Annotated in this window: 14 protein-coding genes; 2 read left to right on the top strand and 12 right to left on the bottom strand. The window is 73.7% G+C overall.

The features are described 5' to 3' along the window. The first annotated feature begins 88 nt into the window (after positions 1-88). On the top strand, positions 89-1,066 hold the full coding sequence (locus PV364_RS31285; RefSeq protein WP_319663847.1) for an RICIN domain-containing protein: 978 nt from the start codon (positions 89-91) through the stop codon (positions 1,064-1,066). 21 nt (positions 1,067-1,087) lie between these two features. On the opposite strand, the gene PV364_RS31280 is transcribed toward PV364_RS31285, so the two are convergent. The 12 genes from PV364_RS31280 to PV364_RS31220 all read right to left on the bottom strand — a co-directional run bounded on the left by PV364_RS31280 (position 1,088) and on the right by PV364_RS31220 (position 14,856). Continuing rightward, the gene (locus PV364_RS31280) at positions 1,088-2,191 is read right to left on the bottom strand and encodes a PP2C family protein-serine/threonine phosphatase (RefSeq protein WP_319663846.1); all 1,104 of its coding nucleotides are present in this window, start codon (positions 2,189-2,191) and stop codon (positions 1,088-1,090) included. A 119-nt stretch (positions 2,192-2,310) separates the two neighbouring features. Next, positions 2,311-3,069, bottom strand: coding sequence for an IclR family transcriptional regulator (locus PV364_RS31275; RefSeq protein WP_319663845.1), 759 nt, complete (start codon positions 3,067-3,069; stop codon positions 2,311-2,313). 58 nt (positions 3,070-3,127) lie between these two features. Continuing rightward, positions 3,128-4,246, bottom strand: a complete 1,119-nt coding sequence (locus PV364_RS31270) for a hypothetical protein (RefSeq protein WP_319663844.1) — start codon at positions 4,244-4,246, stop codon at positions 3,128-3,130. A 748-nt stretch (positions 4,247-4,994) separates the two neighbouring features. Next, complete coding sequence (locus PV364_RS31260; RefSeq protein ID WP_319663842.1) at positions 4,995-6,374, bottom strand: UDP-glucose/GDP-mannose dehydrogenase family protein; 1,380 nt, start codon at positions 6,372-6,374, stop codon at positions 4,995-4,997. 169 nt (positions 6,375-6,543) lie between these two features. Then, a complete protein-coding gene (locus tag PV364_RS31255; RefSeq protein WP_319663841.1) occupies positions 6,544-7,710 on the bottom strand; it encodes a nitrous oxide reductase family maturation protein NosD in 1,167 nt (388 codons plus the stop codon). Next, positions 7,707-9,566 (bottom strand): right-handed parallel beta-helix repeat-containing protein, encoded by a 1,860-nt coding sequence (locus PV364_RS31250; protein WP_319663840.1) that lies wholly within the window; start codon positions 9,564-9,566, stop codon positions 7,707-7,709. Before PV364_RS31250 ends, PV364_RS31255 begins: the two co-directional genes overlap by 4 nt. Next, entirely contained in the window at positions 9,563-10,852 is a 1,290-nt protein-coding gene (locus PV364_RS31245; protein ID WP_319663839.1) for a glycosyltransferase family 2 protein, read from the bottom strand. The genes PV364_RS31250 and PV364_RS31245 overlap by 4 nt, the downstream gene beginning before the upstream one ends. Before the next feature lie 432 nt (positions 10,853-11,284). Beyond that, positions 11,285-12,505 carry a ferritin-like protein gene (locus PV364_RS31240; protein WP_319663838.1) on the bottom strand — a complete coding sequence of 407 codons (1,221 nt, stop codon included), beginning with the start codon at positions 12,503-12,505 and terminating at the stop codon, positions 11,285-11,287. 271 nt (positions 12,506-12,776) lie between these two features. Then, positions 12,777-13,451 (bottom strand): YoaK family protein, encoded by a 675-nt coding sequence (locus tag PV364_RS31235; RefSeq protein ID WP_319663837.1) that lies wholly within the window; start codon positions 13,449-13,451, stop codon positions 12,777-12,779. 63 nt (positions 13,452-13,514) lie between these two features. Then, the gene (locus tag PV364_RS31230) at positions 13,515-13,766 is read right to left on the bottom strand and encodes a DUF3817 domain-containing protein (RefSeq protein ID WP_319663836.1); all 252 of its coding nucleotides are present in this window, start codon (positions 13,764-13,766) and stop codon (positions 13,515-13,517) included. After that, the gene (locus tag PV364_RS31225) at positions 13,763-14,197 is read right to left on the bottom strand and encodes a hypothetical protein (protein ID WP_319663835.1); all 435 of its coding nucleotides are present in this window, start codon (positions 14,195-14,197) and stop codon (positions 13,763-13,765) included. The genes PV364_RS31230 and PV364_RS31225 overlap by 4 nt, the downstream gene beginning before the upstream one ends. Before the next feature lie 11 nt (positions 14,198-14,208). Further along, positions 14,209-14,856, bottom strand: coding sequence for a DJ-1/PfpI family protein (locus tag PV364_RS31220; RefSeq protein ID WP_319663833.1), 648 nt, complete (start codon positions 14,854-14,856; stop codon positions 14,209-14,211). Between the two features lie 186 nt (positions 14,857-15,042). Between PV364_RS31220 and PV364_RS31215 the strand changes: the two genes are divergently transcribed. After that, positions 15,043-15,984: a GlxA family transcriptional regulator gene (locus PV364_RS31215; protein ID WP_319663832.1), complete on the top strand. Its 942-nt coding sequence runs from the start codon at positions 15,043-15,045 to the stop codon at positions 15,982-15,984. The last annotated feature ends 48 nt before the right edge of the window (positions 15,985-16,032 follow it).

Below are 16,032 nucleotides of genomic sequence, written 5' to 3'. Positions count from 1 at the left end.
TCAGCGGATCGGGCCGGGGCGGCGGATTTCCCCCGCAAGCCCCTAAGGGGCATTTCCGATGAATTCTTCTCGGCTTCAAGGAGGCGACGTGCCGTCCGTTCTCTCTCCCAAGTCCTCCGGGTCCGCCACGGACCCGGGCGACGACCAGGCGGCACGGTTCACCGAGTCCTTCGCCCGGCGCCCCACCCTGCCGCGTCGCGGGCTGCTGCCCGGCGCCCGTGTGTGGGCCACCACCGTCGGGGTGGTGGCGCTGGCCGTGGCGGGCGTCCTGATCGTGCCCCTGCTGGCACGAATAGACCTGTTCTCCGAGTCCCCGGCGACCTCCGTCAGGACGGTCGCGGGAGCCACCCCGGACGCGGCGGCGACCGCGCCCGGTAGCCCCGTGCCCTCGGCGCGGGCGGGCCGGCAGCCCGCGGGCCAGCTGCCCCGGTCCGCGGCCGCGGGCACGGTCGGGGGCGGTTCCGGCGGTTCCGGCTCCGGTGGCGTCGGCCTGCCGGCCGCGGGCACCGGTGGCGGCACCGGCACGGGCACCGGGACATCGGGGGCGCAGTCCGGCACCGGCACCAAGGAGCAGCCCTCCGGCACCGTGCACAGCGGCGGTACCAAGACGACCGCCTCCGCGACCCCCGGCGGCTCGTCGGGCGGCGGGTCCGGCGGCGGCACGGGCACGGTGCCCGGCACGGCCCTGGTCGGCAACGCCTCCCAGCGCTGCATCGACGTCACCGACGCAAACGACGGCAAGGGCAAGGACGGCACCCCGCTGCAGATCTGGAACTGCAACGGCAGGGCCAACCAAAAGTGGGAATTCGCCTCCGACGGCACTCTGCGCGCACTCGGCCTCTGCATGGATGTGGCATGGGGATCCCATGAAAATGGCGCTGTCATTCAACTCGCGAACTGCCACGACAGCGGCGCCCAGCAGTTCCGGCTCAGTGCCGCGGGCGACCTGGTGAACCCTCAGGCCGACAAATGCGTGGACGTGGTGGACGAGGGAACCGGCGCCGGCACCCGGCTCCAGCTGTGGACCTGCAACGGCCAGTCCAACCAGAAGTGGCACAAGGGCTGACGGCCGCCCCCGGGGCCGGACTCAGACCGCCGCCGGCTTGCGCATCAGGAGGAGCGCGGCATCGTCGTGGAGCCGGCCGCCGACATGGCTGAGCAGTTCGTCGCCGAGCGTGCTCAGCGTGCGGGACGGCTCGTCGGTCAGGTGCAGCGGGACCCGGTCGGCGAGCGGGTAGAACTCGCGGTCGCGGTTGCGGGCTTCGATGACGCCGTCGGTGTAGAGCAGCAGTTGGTCGCCGTCGGCGAAGGGCACCACCTGCAGGGCCGGCGCCTGGCCGGTCAGCGCCCGCAGCCCCAACGGCGGCGCGGGGTGCGGCGGTTCGACGGGCTGTACGGTCCGGACGCCGCCGCTGTCGCCACCGCGCATCAGCAGCGGCGGCGCGTGGCCGCAGTTGACGACCTCCAGGCGGTCGGCGCCGGGATGGCCGGTGACGACGGCGGTGACGAAGTCGTCCGGGCCGAGGTTGCGGGCGAGGCTGCGCTCGATGCGGGCGACGACGTCGAGGAGGTCGGGCTCGTCGTAGGCGGCCTCGCGGAAGACGCCCAGCACGAGGGCGGCGGTACCGACCGCGGGCAGGCCCTTGCCGCGCACGTCCCCGACGATCACCCGGACCCCGTACGGGCTGTGGACCAGGGCGTACAGGTCGCCGCCGATCCGGGCCTCGGCCGCGGCGGCGCTGTAGCGGACGGCCACCTGGAACCGGCCGACGGTGGCCGGGACCGGCTGGAGCAGCGCGTGCTGGGCGGCCTCGGCGACCGAGCGCACCGCGGCCAGGACGCGTTCGCGGCGCACCCGCAGCCGGCTGGCCAGGGCGCCGGCGAGGGTGACGGCGACCAGGGTACACAGCACGATGGTCTGTTCCCGTCCCGGCCCGTCGCCCCGGCACCCGGCGAGGGAGCCCAGTGTCACGGCGAGCAGGCCGACCGCCAGCACGCCGCAGGGCCGGCAGGTGACGGCGGCCAGCGCCGGCACGACCGCCAGCAGCGGCAGCCATCCGGGCCCGGCGCCGATCGCGACCGCGGCGAGCGCGACGGTGCACAGCAGGAGTACGGGAAGGGCCGCGGCGAGGCGGGAGCCGGCGGCGAACGGGCGGTGGTGCTCGAGGTCTCGGTTCGGGGCGCTGGTCATGTCCGCTTCCGCACTTCTCCCGTTCACGACGCACGCGCGGGACGCGACGTCTGGATGTCCGCTTTATCCAATGGACTCCAGGGAACAGGGCAGACCGGGCGGCGGCAAGGGCCGCGTTTTCAGATAGTGAGCGACAGGCTCCGGGTGACCCGGCCCGCCGCCGCGAGCAGCCGGGACCGGACCTGTTCGGCCTGCGGAAGCCGGCCGGCCGGCAGGGAGACGCCCAGCGACCCGAGGACGTCGCCGCAGCGGACGGGCACGGCCAGGCAGACGGTGCCGAGCACGTACTCCTCCAGGTCCGTCACCGCGGGGGCCAGCGGTGGCGCGTCGAGCTGCCGGAGCAGTTCCGGGCGGTCGGTGACGGTTTTCGGCGTGAGGTCGGCGAGGGGGTGCCGGGACAGGTAGTCCTGGCGGCCCTCGCCGTCGAGTTCGCGCAGCACGCACTTGCCGAGCGCGGTGGCGTGCCCGGCCTCCTCGGACCCCACCCACAGGTCGACGCGCGGGGCCCGGGGCCCGTCGACGATCTCGGCCACACGGATCTCGCCGTCCTCGTAGAACGTCAGGTAGGCCGCCGCCGACACCTCGTCCCGCAGGACGGCCAGCGTCGGCCGGACCCGGGTCAGCAGGCACTGGGCCCGGCCGCCGGTCGACAGCGAGTGCAGGTGGTCGCCGAGGACGAAGCCGCCGTCGTCCAGTTTCCGTGCGTAGCCGTCGTGGCACAGGGTCCGCAGCAGGTGGTAGGCCGTGGGCAGGGGCAGGCCCACCTCGCGTGCCAGCTGCTTCGCCGGGGCGCCGCCCTCGTGTGCCCCTATGGCCTCCATCAGGCGGAAAGCTCGCTGGACGGACGTGATGAGCGTCGGGCCGTCCTGAGCACCCATGCCCCCAGCCTGCGCCGGGCGCACCGGCCGGGCAACCCCCCTGCCCCGCGACCGGGCGCTACAGGACCAGTGCCAGCACGAGCACGACCACCACCAGCGCGGCCACCGCCACGGCGGCCGCCTGCACCACCCGCCGCCGGGAGGGGAGCGGGACGACCTCCAGGCCGGAACGGCCGGGGAAGACGTAGAAGACCCGGTCCGGATCCTGGTCGGCGACGAGCCGGGCAAGGGGCAGGTGGCGGATGGTGACGCGGCGGGCGACCTCGCCGGGGGTGCGGCCCAGCCGGGGGGCGATCGCCTCGTGGTGCTCGTGCTCCAGGTCGGCCGGCAGACCGGCGCGGGAGGAGGTCAGGACCGTCTCGCGCCAGTCGCCGGCGGACCGGGCGCGGCGCCGCGCCCGTTGGGGCGGCCGCTTGCGGGGCAGCGTCACCGCGTCGGCGCGGTCGCGCTCCTCGATGACGGCGCCGGTCCATGTGGTGAGCACGCCGGTGCCGCCGCAGGCGTCGTGCGGGACGGTGCCGGAGCCCTTGCACTGCGGGCACGGGACGGACCCGCGGCCTTCGCACTTGGGGCACTCCGTACGGGCCCGGCCCGCGCACTTGGGGCAGGCGGCGCGCGGGCTGCGGCACTTCGCGCACCGTACCCGCTCGGGCGAGGCCGCGGCCGGGACCGCGGGCGTACCGTCCGCCGCGCCGCGGCGCGCGGACGCGCGGTCACGGGCGCGGCCGGTGCCCTCGCACGCGGTGCAGGGGTCCAGGCCGCGGCAGCCGGCGCAGACGACGGTGGTCTCGCAGGGGATGTCGCCGCGGCCCTCGCACCGCTTGCAGTGCCATGTCCCGTTGCCGCACTCGCAGGCCCGCTCGCGTATGGAGTCCCGCTGGACGAGCTCGATCCGCCGCGACCGGCCGGCCTCCGGCGGCGGGTCGACCTTGTGGGTGGTCAGCTCGGTGTAGACCGCGCGCTTCGACAGGTCGATCCGGCCCTTGTGGGTCCGCGCGCTCTCGGTGCGCGTCTCCGTGGTCCGTACGATCCGGCAGTCCAGCAGCGAGTGCCAGGAGATCCGCACGGCGGTGGGGGCGCCGAACCGGACGGGGCCGCCGCTGCGCTCGGACAGGTGCCGCTCGACGGCCCGGAGGACGTCCTCGTCGGTCGGCGGTGCGGAAGGCGTTCCGGACAAGGCGTCAACTCCCCATCGCCGGTGGATCAGAAGTGAACAGACCGCAGAGTACGGTCGCCCCGACCGGCCATCAAGAAGACGGGGGTTCGCCGGGACACACGTGCCCCTGCCGCCCCTCCGGGCCCCCCGGCCACACGGGCGAACGGGCGAACGGCCTCCGACGCTCCTGCCCCACCGCCTGAGGAGCCGCTCGACGCGGAGCAGTGTCGTTGCGTGACTCCGCGGCCACGGCGTCCGCGAGGACCGGACGGGCACGGCTCCCGGGGGTCTCGGCGACCGGTAGGACCCCCGGCCTCGCCGCACCCGCCTTCGCCCCGCCGACCCGCTTCGCCGTGCCCGGCTGGGCCGGGCACCTGCCGGGCCAGTACCTCACGCCGCGGCTGACGGCGGGCGACGGCTACCCGGCACAGCGCAAACACCCGCTCGCCTCCGCGCCGGACGGCTCAGGCCACATCGAGCTCCCCGTCGACCGCATCGCCGCGGGATCCACCGCTCGGGTCCGCCCGGTCGGACGGGCGCGGCGGTTCGACACCGCGGACGTCCACACGGCAGAGCGGCGGAAGGGCAGGGCCACCGGCCAGGGCCCCGTCCCGAGCCCGCGCGGCCGGGTCCGGCGACCGCCGCGGCAGCCGCGTCCGGGGCAGCGCGGTCCCCGGCACCGGCGGACCACCCACCGGGCCCGGCGCCCGCCCGGCGGGAGGGTGATGCCCCGGCGGGCCCCCGCTCGTGGGGCCCGCCGGGTCGTGGCTCAGGGGCGGCCGAGGGCGCGGTACTCCCAGCCCGCGGTGCGCCACTGGACCGGGTCCAGGGCGTGCCGGCCGTCCACGATGCGGCGGGAGGCGACCACGGCGCCCATCGCCTCGGGGTCGATCTGCCGGAACTCGGTCCACTCGGTGAGCAGGACGACGACGTCGGCGCCGGTCGCCGCGGAGAGCGCGTCGGTGCCGTAGGACAGCTCCGGGTGGCTGCGCCGCGCGTTCTCGGTGGCGGCCGGGTCGACGACGGTGACGTGGGCGCCGAGCTCGTGCAGGGTGCGCGCCACGTCCAGCGCGGGCGCGTCGCGGATGTCGTCGGAGTTGGGCTTGAAGGCGGCGCCCAGGGCGGTCACCCGCACCCCGGTGAGATCGCCGCCCGCCATCTCGCGCACGAGGTCGACGGTGCGGGCGCGGCGGCGCTTGTTGATGCCGTCCACCTCGCGGAGGAAGGCGACGGCCTGGCCGACGCCGAGCTCCTCGGCGCGGTGCGCGAAGGCCCGGATGTCCTTGGGGAGGCAGCCGCCGCCGAAGCCGAGGCCGGGCTTGAGGAAGCGCCCGCCGATCCGGTCGTCGTACGCCAGCGCCTCGGCGAGGCCGGTGACGTCTCCGCCGGTGGCCTCGCAGACCTCGGCCATGGCGTTGATGTACGAGATCTTGGTGGCGAGGAAGGAGTTGGCCGCGACCTTGACCAGTTCCGCGGTGGTGAGGTCGGTGACGACCACCGGGGTGTCCCGCGCGATCACCGGGGCGAAGGCGGCGCGCAGCTGCTCCTCGGCCCAGGGCGAGGCGATGCCGAAGACCAGCCGGTCCGGGCGCAGGGTGTCGTCCACGGCGTAGCCCTCGCGCAGGAACTCGGGGTTCCAGGCGAGTTCGACCTCGGAGCCGGCCGGAGCCGTGGTCCGCACCAGCTCGGTGAGCCGGGCCGCGGTGCCCACCGGGACGGTGGACTTGCCGACGACCAGGGCACGCCGGCGCAGGTGACGGGCGAGTTCGGTCACCGCACCGTCGACGTAGGTCATGTCGGCCGCGTCGGAACCCCGTTGCTGGGGCGTGCCCACGCAGATGAAGTGGACGTCGCCGAACTCCGCGGCCTCCTCGAAGCTGGTCGTGAAGCGCAGCCGCCCGGAGTCCAGGGCCTTGGCGAGCAGTTCGGGCAGACCGGGCTCGAAGAAGGGCACCTCGCCCCCGGCGAGCCGCTCGATCTTGACCGGGTCGACGTCCACGCCCAGCACGTCGAAGCCGAGGACGGCCATGCAGATGGCGTGCGTGGCACCGAGGTATCCGGTGCCTATGACGGTGAGGCGGGGGGCCGTCCCGTCGGCTTCGCCGGGTCTGGCGCCGGCGACGTCCTCCGCGAGGGTGATGGCTGCCATGATCGCTCCAGGGTGTCTCGGTGTCTTCGCGTGTCGGGGGTGGTGCGGGGCGCCGCGGATCACGGCGCCCCGGGGCGTGGTCCGCGGCCGCGGCGGCCCGCCCTCAGGACGGGCCCCGCACGACGGCGGGTCCGGGGGTGTGGCGGGGCGGCGGGCCGGACGCGGTGCGTCAGTCGGCGCAGTCGGTGTTGGTCAGGCCCTTCCCCGCGCCGGTGACCTTGTTGTCGCAGGTCACCTTGTTGCCGTTGACGGGTGTGAGGTTGAAGCCGTAGCCCGGGCCGTCCACGTGCGCGACGTTGCCCTTGAAGGTGTTGCCGCGGCCCCAGCCCTTGAGGATCTCGTGCGTCTGGAAGCCGTCCGCGGCCGCGTGGCTTCCGGTGTTGAAGGAGATCGTCCAGCTGTTGCCCTTGACGTCGACCCACGAGTCGTTGTGGTCCCCGGACAGGTCGGAACCGTCGAAGGTGTTGCGGGTGACGGTGCCCCCGGTGGTGCCTTCCTTGATGTCGATCGACTCGGCGGTGGTGGCGCTGATGCGGTTGCCGGTGACCACGTTGCGGTCGCTGTTGTCCGGCTTGCACTTGCTGACCGTGCACCAGTTGGACTCGGCGCTGCCGATGTACACGCCCTCGCCGAACTTGGGCTTGCGCAGGCCGGTGTCGCGGACCGTGTTGCCGCGGACGACGTTGTCGCTGCTGAAGTTCCGCAGGTGGATGGCCTCGTCGCCGATGTGCTCAACCGTCAGGCCCTGGATGACGGCGTGCTCGACGTGGTCGGCCATCACGCCCTTCTGGCCGTTGCGCACGGTGAAGCCCACCAGCCGCCAGTAGCTGGCGCCGTCGAGGTGGAAGGCGTAGCCGCCGGCGACGTCACCGGCGTCGATCACCGCGCCGGGGCCGCCGCAGACCCAGATCGGGCGGTCGGAGGTGCCCGCGGTCTCGGCGGTGAACTTGTCCTTGTAGGTGCCGTCGGCGAGCCCGATGACGTCGCCGGGCATGGCGTTCTCCAGGGCGTCGTCCAGCGACTTGGCGTCGCCGACCATGACGGTCGGCGCCGGGCAGGTGACCGAGCCGGCGGAGGCGGTGGCGGTGTCGGTGGGCTCCGGCGAGGACGGCGGCTGTGACGGCGACGGCGCGCCGAGCGGCCCGGTGGCGGGCGCGGTCGGCTCCTCGGCCGGCGCCTGCGGGGCGGACGGCGAGGCACTGCGCACGGTGTCGCCCGCGGCGCCGGTGCGGGAGGCGTCCCCGCCGCCGCCCGAGGCCACCGCGACGATCAGCGCGACGACGGCAATGACGAGGGCGGCCCCGGAGACCCACATGGCCCGCGTTCCCTGCTTCATTCGGCCATCACCGGGACCCGGTCCTGACCGGCGAGCTGGATCTCGCGGACGTTGTCCTTGGGCAGCGGGCGCTTGTCCAGGTAGGGGTGGCGGCCGAGCTGCCGGGTGCGCCGGCCGCGCTGGCCGAGGGCCGCGGAGACGACGATGAGCAACAGGATGGCCGCCCACAGCAGGGTCATCGGGCTCGCGTAGTGCTTGAACTTCACCCAGAACGAACTGGTGTCGTACCAGGCGAAGGTCTGGTTCTCCTTCACCGTGGCGTCGCCGCTGGCGCGGGTGCGGTCGACGGCGCTCGGGCCGACGCCGGCGATCACGTTGTAGGAGATCGTGGATCCCCCGATGTCCCCGACCAGCGAGACGCCGTGGTTGCCCGCGTTCTCGACGGTGTTGCCGCGTACCTCGGCGACGGAGTCGCGCACGTACACGGCCGTGTCGGCGTTCTCCACGATGTTGCCGGTGACCTTGGCGCCGGTCACCCCGTCGCGTACGGAGATGCCCTGCCGGGACTGGCCGATCAGGTGGTTGCCGGTGACGGCGACCTTCTCCGCGTCCTTGCGGACCACGATGCCCATGTCCCCGCCGTTGACGGTGTTGTCCTGCACGCCGACGTCGGTGCCGCCGAGCACCTCGATGCCGTAGTGGCCGTTGTCCTTGGCGGTGCTGCTGGACACCGAGTTGGAGCCGTAGTTGCTGACGGACTGGCCGGAGGCGGACGGGCCGTGGGCCAGCGGCTGGCCGCTGATCGTGAAGCCGTTGCCGCCGTTGCCGATCGACTTGGAGCCGGTCACGCGAACCTGCTGGGTGGCGCGGGCCATGACGAAGCCGTCACCGCCGTTGTCCCGGGACACCGTCTTCTCGACGACGGCGTTGGTGACGTAGCGGTGCAGCACGAGGCCGTCCTGCAGGCTGTCGCGGATGGTGGTGGAGTCGATGGTCACCCCGGTGGCGCCGGAGGCGAACAGCCCGTAGGCGTTGCCGGTCACGGTGGAGTGGCTGATGTCCGCCGACACGTAGGACAGCTTCGGCACGGTGAAGCGGCTGTCCGGGTTGCTCAGGTTGCCCGCGGGTCCGGCCAGCACGCCGCTGCTGCTGAGCTGCCCGGAGTCCTCCTCGTCGGTGGAGTCCGGGCCGTCGAGGCTGCCGGTGTTGGGGCGGTCGGTTCCGGTGAGGCTGAGCCCTCCGGTCCGGCCGCTCCAGAAGCCCAGGTCGGAGATGTCCGCGTAGGTCATGGAGAACTGGCCGCCGATGGCGCGGATGTAGGCCCGCCCGTCCCGGGGGTCGGTGTCGGGCTTGTTCTTCTGCGGGTCCCAGCCGGTGACCTTGAAGTGCGCCTGCGGGGCGCCGTCGAACATGATCCGGCCGCCGAAGGAGACGATGGAGACGAAGCCCAGCCGGCTGCTGGCCAGGTGCAGGTTCAGCCCGCCGGGGTTGGACAGCCGCAGCTTGGCGCCGGAGTTCAGATAGATGTTCTCGGTCAGCAGGTAGGAACCGTCCGGCTTGCGCACGAACGTCTGCGGCGCGAGCTTCAGCAGGTCGGCGACGGTGTACACCTGGCTGCGCCGGGTCAGTACGAGGGTGTAGCCGCCGGTCGTCTCCAGCCGGTACGGCTTGGTGTACTTCAGGTCCTTCAGCGACGCGACCGCGGCGATCGCGCGGATCTGGTCGAGCCGGTGGTCCTCACCGGCGACCAGCGCGGTCTGCGTCTCGGACTCCTCGGCGGTGTACTGCGAGGTCGTGTCCCCGGAGTCGTCGGCGAGGGCGGGCACGGCCGGGGCGAGCAGCAGCGCTGTGAGGGGCAGCGCCGCCGCGGCCCGCAGCGCGAGGCGGACGCGCCGCGCGGGTATCGGGCGGTTCATGACTGGAGGGCCCCCAAGCCGGAGGTGGCGGTGGTCTGCGTCGTGCCGAGCGATGCGGAGTCCTGGCCCTCGCCGCCGATGGTGTCGCTGCTGCGGGTGAGCCAGCCCTGCTTGTTCATCGTGGCGAAGGCGTACAGCTTGATGGGGAGCGAGATCATGATGACCACCAGGGCCAGCAGCGGCAGCAGCAGCACCTCGTGGGGGTGCTTGCGCAGGTGCGAGTAGCCGCGCACCCCGCGGCCGACGAGCAGCCAGATCAGCGCCAGCACGATGCCGCGGACGCTCAGGTCGAGGCGGCTGAAGACCAGGTAGCCGACGGCCATGCCCATGGTGACGGGGGTGAGCAGGATCTGCAGCACCGTGATCTTGGTGACCAGCGGCTGGCGCCACAGCCAGCCCTTGTACACCGCGGTGAGGTAGCAGCGGTAGGAGTTGCGGCTCCAGCGCACCCGCTGCTTGACGAACGCGCGGAAGGACGAGGGGAACATCGACAGCGCGCGGGCCGAGGACTGGTGGACCGTCTTGTAGCCGGAAGCCAGAACCAGCCAGGTGAGCCGTCCGTCGTCGCCGGCTATGCAGCGGCGGCCGAGGAAGAACTCGTCCTCCAGGTTGGTCAGTACGGGCGTGATCGCCGCGCGGCGGTAGGCCGCGGTGCGCCCGGAGAGGCAGGCCACCGCGCCGGCCCGGCCCATGGCGGGGACGTAGTCGTAGTAGCGGAGGTTGACCAGCCAGTCGGCTATGCGGCGCCAGACACTGGACCCGCGGAGATAGACGTTCTGCTGGGTGCCGACGCCGCCGACCGCGGGGTCGACGAAGGGCATCTGCACGGCGTCCAGCAGTCCGGGCTCCCAGCGGGTGTCGGAGTCGACCAGGACGACCACCTCACCGCTGGCCGCGCGTATGCCCACGCCGAGCGCGGACCGCTTGCCGCGGTGCTCGAAGGCGATCACGCGCACCCGGGGGTCGGTCACCTGCGACAGCCGGCGGAGCACCTCGTGGTCCTCCACGTCGGGAACGATGATCACCTCCATCGGGTTCTGCGCGAGCCAGGTGTCCAGGCAGTCCAGGAGGATGTCGGGGTCCTCCCGGTAGGCGGGCACCACGACGGAGGTGGTGGTACGGAAGTTGTTCACCACGGGTCTCGCGAACCGGGACAGCACCGCCCGGTAGAGCCAGAGTCCCCACACGAACACACCGGCGAGGCCCAGCGGCATCACGTCCCGCCAGGACGTCTCACCCACCGCCTCCACCAGCCATGACCAGGACGAGTCCAAGAAACTCGACATGAAAAAGGCCCCCACACGAACCGGGTCAAACACGATTGACCAAAAAAGCGACGCAAGCGACTCAGGTACGGAAAATCTAAGGCATCAAACACAACGCCTTCACGTGGGTTACACAAACTTCACTTTGGTCACGAAGGCCCCTTCATGCAGGGAAGTGCTCTCGGTGAACCGGAACCGATCGGACAACGGCCGAGATTGACGGCTCGGCCGACGAGACCGAAGGTCGCCACCCGCTCTCTATCAGGCCGGGACCCCCACAGCTTCCACCGGGTCGGCTCCGCTCCGGCACCCGGCACCCGGGAGCGGCGGGCACTGACGCTCCGTAACCTGTGTGGCCGATGTCACATCACCGCATCGGACCTGGTGAACGCGCGATGAACGCCCCCTCGGGAGGCCCCGATTGTCCGCTTCGTCCAGCGGCCCGGGCGGCGGTCAGTGGACCGGCGGCCCGCCGTGGGCGGTGGCGAGGCGGCCTCCCGCGGGGTGCACGACGTGGAACTGGGGACCGTAGGTGCGGCCGCTGCCGTCGGGGAGGGGCATCTCCATGAGCCGGACGGCGGGCTCCTCCAGTTGCCGCATCACCTTGACCGCCGTGTCCAGCGCGTGGGCGTCGCCGGTGCCCCAGGCGGTCTGGAGGCCGCGCAGCATCTCGCTGAACCGGACGTCGAAGTGCTGCAGCAGACGGCCGGGTTCACGCGCCGGACGGGCCCAGCCACCGGCCGGCACCACACCCATGGGGCGGACCTCGGGGAACGGGACGAGGTCGCCGGTGAACTCCCACAGCCCGCCGACCCGGCGCAGGGCGCGCCCGTGGTAGATCTCGGCGAAGGCGTAGTAGTGGCCGAGGGCGCCATGGGACAGGTGCGCCTGGGGCGAGGAGGACGTGCCCTCGCCCTGCTCCTTGATGATCTCGATCGCCCACTCGACGTCGGCCGGCGTGCGGATCGGCCGCAGCCCGTCGCCGCCGACCCGCTGGGTCATCTGGCCGCGGGCGGTGAGCCGGGGCCGGACGCCGCGGAAGGCCTCCAGCAGCCCGTCGTAGAAGTCGCCGATGGTGGGCGGCCCGCCCAGCGAGCGCAGCAGCGGGTTCTCGGGCATCTCGATGCCCATCATCACGTCGTGGACGTATCCCTTGGTGAGCCCGGACAGGTACACCGTGAGCTCGCTGCGCACACCGCCCGGCAGCGGCCCCGGGTACGCCGGCACCGCGCCCGCGATCCAGGGGCGGCCGCCGACGGCGGTGAGCATGTTGCAGGCCAGGCCCATGTGGAACATCTCGTCCATGACGATGCTCCGGAGCCTGCGGGCCACCGCGCCGCGGCGGTCCTTCACCGACCACCAGGCGCACAGGTACGGCGGGATGGTCGACAGCTCCAGTTGCACCGCCACCTGCAGGGCCTGCCGGATCCAGCGCACGTCACGGCCGGGCGCGGGGATCTCCAGCAGCCGGGCGACCGTGCCGCGCCGCACCGGCGCGGCGGCGGGCGCGGCAGGCGCGGCGGCGTGGGACGGGGCGCCCAGGACGACGGGCGCCGCGGCGGCCAGCGCGGCCGAGGCGACGAAGCCCCGCCTGCCCAGGGCCGCGGCGTCGTCGTGCGCGTCGGCCGGGCCGTCGCACGGCCGGTTGTCGGTGTCGTCGCGGCGCTGAGTCACCCAGTTCTCCGTCCCGAGGGGCCGTCTGCGGAGGGTGGCGAAGCTACCAGCCGGCGCCGGCGCCCCCGGGGCGCTGCGCCCGGCGTGGCGGCGGGCTCCGCCCGTGCGGCGCAACGTGCCGCACGGGCCGTGCGGCCGTTTGGGACGCCGGAGGCGGGGCAGCCGACGGTCGCGGCGGAACGGCCGCGGGTGTGTGGGGAAAGAACTCCGGGCGCCGGGTTTCCCCCGGCCCGGCGTCCGGTGCCTCCTCGCCTCGCTCCTGACGCCCCGTTCACTCCCGCGAGCCGGGCACGGCCGCGAGGGCGACGGCGGCGAGCAGCAGCAGCGCCGGGGCGAGCGCGACGGCGTTGCCGCAGCGGATCTGCAGCAGGCCGCCGGTGAGGGCCCCCGCGAACATCGCCGCCACCGACAGCACCCGGCGCGGCGTGGCCGGTCCCGGGCGGTCCGCGGCGAGCCCCGTCACCGTGAGGGTGAGCACGGTGGTCGTCAGATCGGGCACGGCGAGCTTGCGGACCACGGCGTTCTGCAGGCCCATCCCCAACGCGAGCAGCGCGATCGGCACGTACCGGGAGGTGCCCGCGGCGCAGGCGCCGATCGCGGCCGCCACCAGCACCGCGTGCGCGGCCACCAGCAGCGTGAACAGCCGTACGGGGTGCGCGACCCGCAGCACCAGCCGCCCGCCGGCCGCCGCCCCGGCGAAGAACGCCGCCCCCGCGGCCACCGACGCCACCGCGGACAGCGCGTGGTCACCGGCCAGCGCGAATCCCAGGAAGACCACGTTGCCGGTCATGTTGGCCACGAAGACCCGGCCGAGGCCGAGGTAGCTGACGGCGTCCACCACGCCCGTGACGAAGGTCAGGACGACCAGCAGCGGCGGCAGCACCCCGTGGTGGCCGGGCGTGCCGGGGAAGAGGCGGGCGGCGGCCCGGCCGAGCGTCGGTTCCATGACGGAAGCCTGGCCGCGGCCGCGACGGGGCGCCACCACCCGTTCCGGGCGGGGGTGTTGCGGTCACGGCGCGGGCAGCCTGCGCAGCGCCAGCAGACCGCCGACGCCCGGGACCAGGGCGCGGATGCGGGCTCCGGTGGCCGAACCGTCCGCCCGGTGGACGGCGATGACGACCCAGAGCCAGGCGCAGCCGTGGACCGGACCCATGAGGGAGGAGACCGGCGGCAGATGGACGGTGGCGAGGTTGGCGAGCAGCACCGCCAGCGAGAGCAGTTCGACGGCGGAGGCGATCCGCAGCGGGCGCACCGCGGTCACGCTCCCGTCGTCGAACCGGGGCGGACGATCATCAGTACGGTGACCGTCGCCCAGAGCAGGTTGAAGACACCGGTGAGCATGGCGAGGCGCCCGACGGTCCCGCCCGGGTCTCTCCCCTGGTCGAGCGCGGCGAGCACCGCCTCCTGTCGCGGCAGGACGAGCAGGCCGAGCACCCCGGCGGCCGCGGCCGTCAGGGAGATGGAGGTGACGAGCCAGGCGTCCCCGAGGACGCCCATGCTGCCGGCCGTGGCGAGCCCGAACACCGGGACGGCCACACCGAGACCCGCGTACACCCGGCAGATGCGGTGCAACAGCGGTGCCGACCGCGGTGCCCGGCGGACCATGCGGGGGAACATGCTCGCGGCCACGGTGACCGGGCCGACGGCGACGATCGCGGCCAGAACGTGGACCGCGAGAAGGAACTTGGTCACGGGCGGCGTCCTCACACCCCGGCCGGAACGGCGCCCGCGGCGCGCCAGACCACGCCGCGGCGCTCATGGGCGAGCAACCGCTCCACCGCGTGCGCGACGCGGGGGCCGAACTCCCGCTCCAGCAGGTACAGGGCGAGGTCCAGCCCCGAGGTGGCGCCGGCGGCGGTGACCAGGTCGCCGTCGTCGACCACGCGGGCGTCGACGACCTTCACCCCGGCGTTCCACAGCGCGTCCAGGCCGAGGGCGTGGGTGGTGGCGTGCCGCCCGCCGATCAGGCCCGCCCCGGCCAGCACCTGCGAGCCGCCGCACACCGTGGCGACGGTGGTGCCGGGCCGGTCCATGGCCGCCTTGAGCAGGCCCGGCAACGGGGTGCCGAGCGTGCGGGCCAGGCGGGCCGCGACGGTGTCGTCCGCGCCGTCCTCCTCCTCGTCCCCGGCCGGGACCCGGCCCGCCGCGCCGGGCACGACGACCAGGTCCGCGCGGTCCGGGTCGAGCACCGCGCCCGCCCGCAGGGACACCCCGCGGACCCCGCTGGGCACCTCGCGCGGGCCCTCGGCGCAGACGAGCGAGACCTCGGCACCGCCTACCCCCAGCGTCTCGTAGGGCGCGAGGACATCGAGTGGGTCGAAGCCGTCGAACAGGACGAACTGGGCGTGCATCGGCACCCCTCCACAGCGGTGGACATCGATCGGACGCCTCCGACGCTAGAGCGGTGGGAAGCGCGGCAGAAGTGGCGCTGTTGCCACATCCCAACGGATTCTCGCCAACGGTATCCAGCTGGGGAACTCGGCTGTATCCCTGATACACGCCTTGGCCAGAACTCGTCGCACCTCTACACTCTCGCCATGCACACGGTCGCCGTCCTCGCGCTCGACCAGGTCATCGCCTTCGACCTGGCGGCCCCGATCGAGGTCTTCTCCCGCACCCGGCTGCCCGACGGCCGCCCCGCCTACCGGCTGCGGATCTGCGCCCCCGACCCCGAGGTCGGCGCCGGTCCGTTCACACTGCGCGCCCCGTACGGACTGGAGGGCCTGGCCGACGCCGACACGATCATCGTGCCCGGCACCGCGGACCCCTCGCGGCCGGTCCCTGAGGAGGTGCTGCGGGCGCTGCGGGAGGCCGCGGCGAACGGCACCCGCATCGCGTCGGTGTGCGTCGGCGCCTTCGTCCTGGCCGCCACCGGGCTGCTGGACGGCCTGCGGGCGACGACCCACTGGCTGGCGGCCGCCCAACTGGCGGCCCTGCACCCGGAGGTGACCGTCGACCCCGATGTCCTCTACGTCGACAACGGGCAGTTCCTCACCTCGGCGGGTGCCGCCGCCGCGCTCGACCTGTGCCTGCACATGATCCGCAAGGACCACGGCTCCGCCGTCGCCGCCGACACCGCCCGGCTCTCGGTCATGCCGCTGGAACGGGAGGGCGGCCAGGCCCAGTTCATCGTCCACGAGCAGCCGCCGGCACCCGCCGGGGCCACGATGGAGCCGCTGCTGTGCTGGATGGAGGAGCACTGCGACCGCGAGCTCTCCCTGGAGGACATCGCCGCGCACGCCGGCACCAGCGCGCGCACCCTCAACCGCCGTTTCCGCGAGCAGACCGGCACCACCCCGCTGCAGTGGCTGCACCGCGCCCGGGTCCGCCGGGCCCAGTACCTGCTGGAGTCCACGTCCCACTCGGTGGACCGCATCGCCGTACAGGCCGGGTTCGGCTCCCCCACCGCCTTCCGTGAGCGCTTCAAGCGCGTCGTCGGCACCAGCCCGCAGGCCTACCGGCGCGCCTTCCGCGGCTGAGCGGCGTCTTCCCGCCATCCGCACAGCGGCCGCACGTCAGCGGGAGGA

It is taken from the genome of Streptomyces sp. MI02-7b, assembly GCF_033793585.1.
GTDB lineage: Bacteria > Actinomycetota > Actinomycetes > Streptomycetales > Streptomycetaceae > Actinacidiphila.
Note: the sequence above shows the minus strand (reverse complement) of the source record. Positions and strands in the feature narration are given on the sequence as shown.

Bases quoted from the DNA above. Each gene is read 5' to 3' on its own strand.
- PV364_RS31260 (WP_319663842.1), bottom strand. From the start codon at position 6,374: ATGGCAGCCATCACCCTCGCGGAGGACGTCGCCGGCGCCAGACCCGGC.
- PV364_RS31220 (WP_319663833.1), bottom strand. From the start codon at position 14,856: ATGCACGCCCAGTTCGTCCTGTTCGACGGCTTCGACCCACTCGATGTC.
- PV364_RS31280 (WP_319663846.1), bottom strand. From the start codon at position 2,191: ATGACCAGCGCCCCGAACCGAGACCTCGAGCACCACCGCCCGTTCGCC.
- PV364_RS31215 (WP_319663832.1), top strand. From the start codon at position 15,043: ATGCACACGGTCGCCGTCCTCGCGCTCGACCAGGTCATCGCCTTCGAC.
- PV364_RS31235 (WP_319663837.1), bottom strand. From the start codon at position 13,451: ATGGAACCGACGCTCGGCCGGGCCGCCGCCCGCCTCTTCCCCGGCACG.
- PV364_RS31275 (WP_319663845.1), bottom strand. From the start codon at position 3,069: ATGGGTGCTCAGGACGGCCCGACGCTCATCACGTCCGTCCAGCGAGCT.
- PV364_RS31250 (WP_319663840.1), bottom strand. From the start codon at position 9,566: ATGAACCGCCCGATACCCGCGCGGCGCGTCCGCCTCGCGCTGCGGGCC.
- PV364_RS31255 (WP_319663841.1), bottom strand. From the start codon at position 7,710: ATGAAGCAGGGAACGCGGGCCATGTGGGTCTCCGGGGCCGCCCTCGTC.
- PV364_RS31245 (WP_319663839.1), bottom strand. From the start codon at position 10,852: ATGTCGAGTTTCTTGGACTCGTCCTGGTCATGGCTGGTGGAGGCGGTG.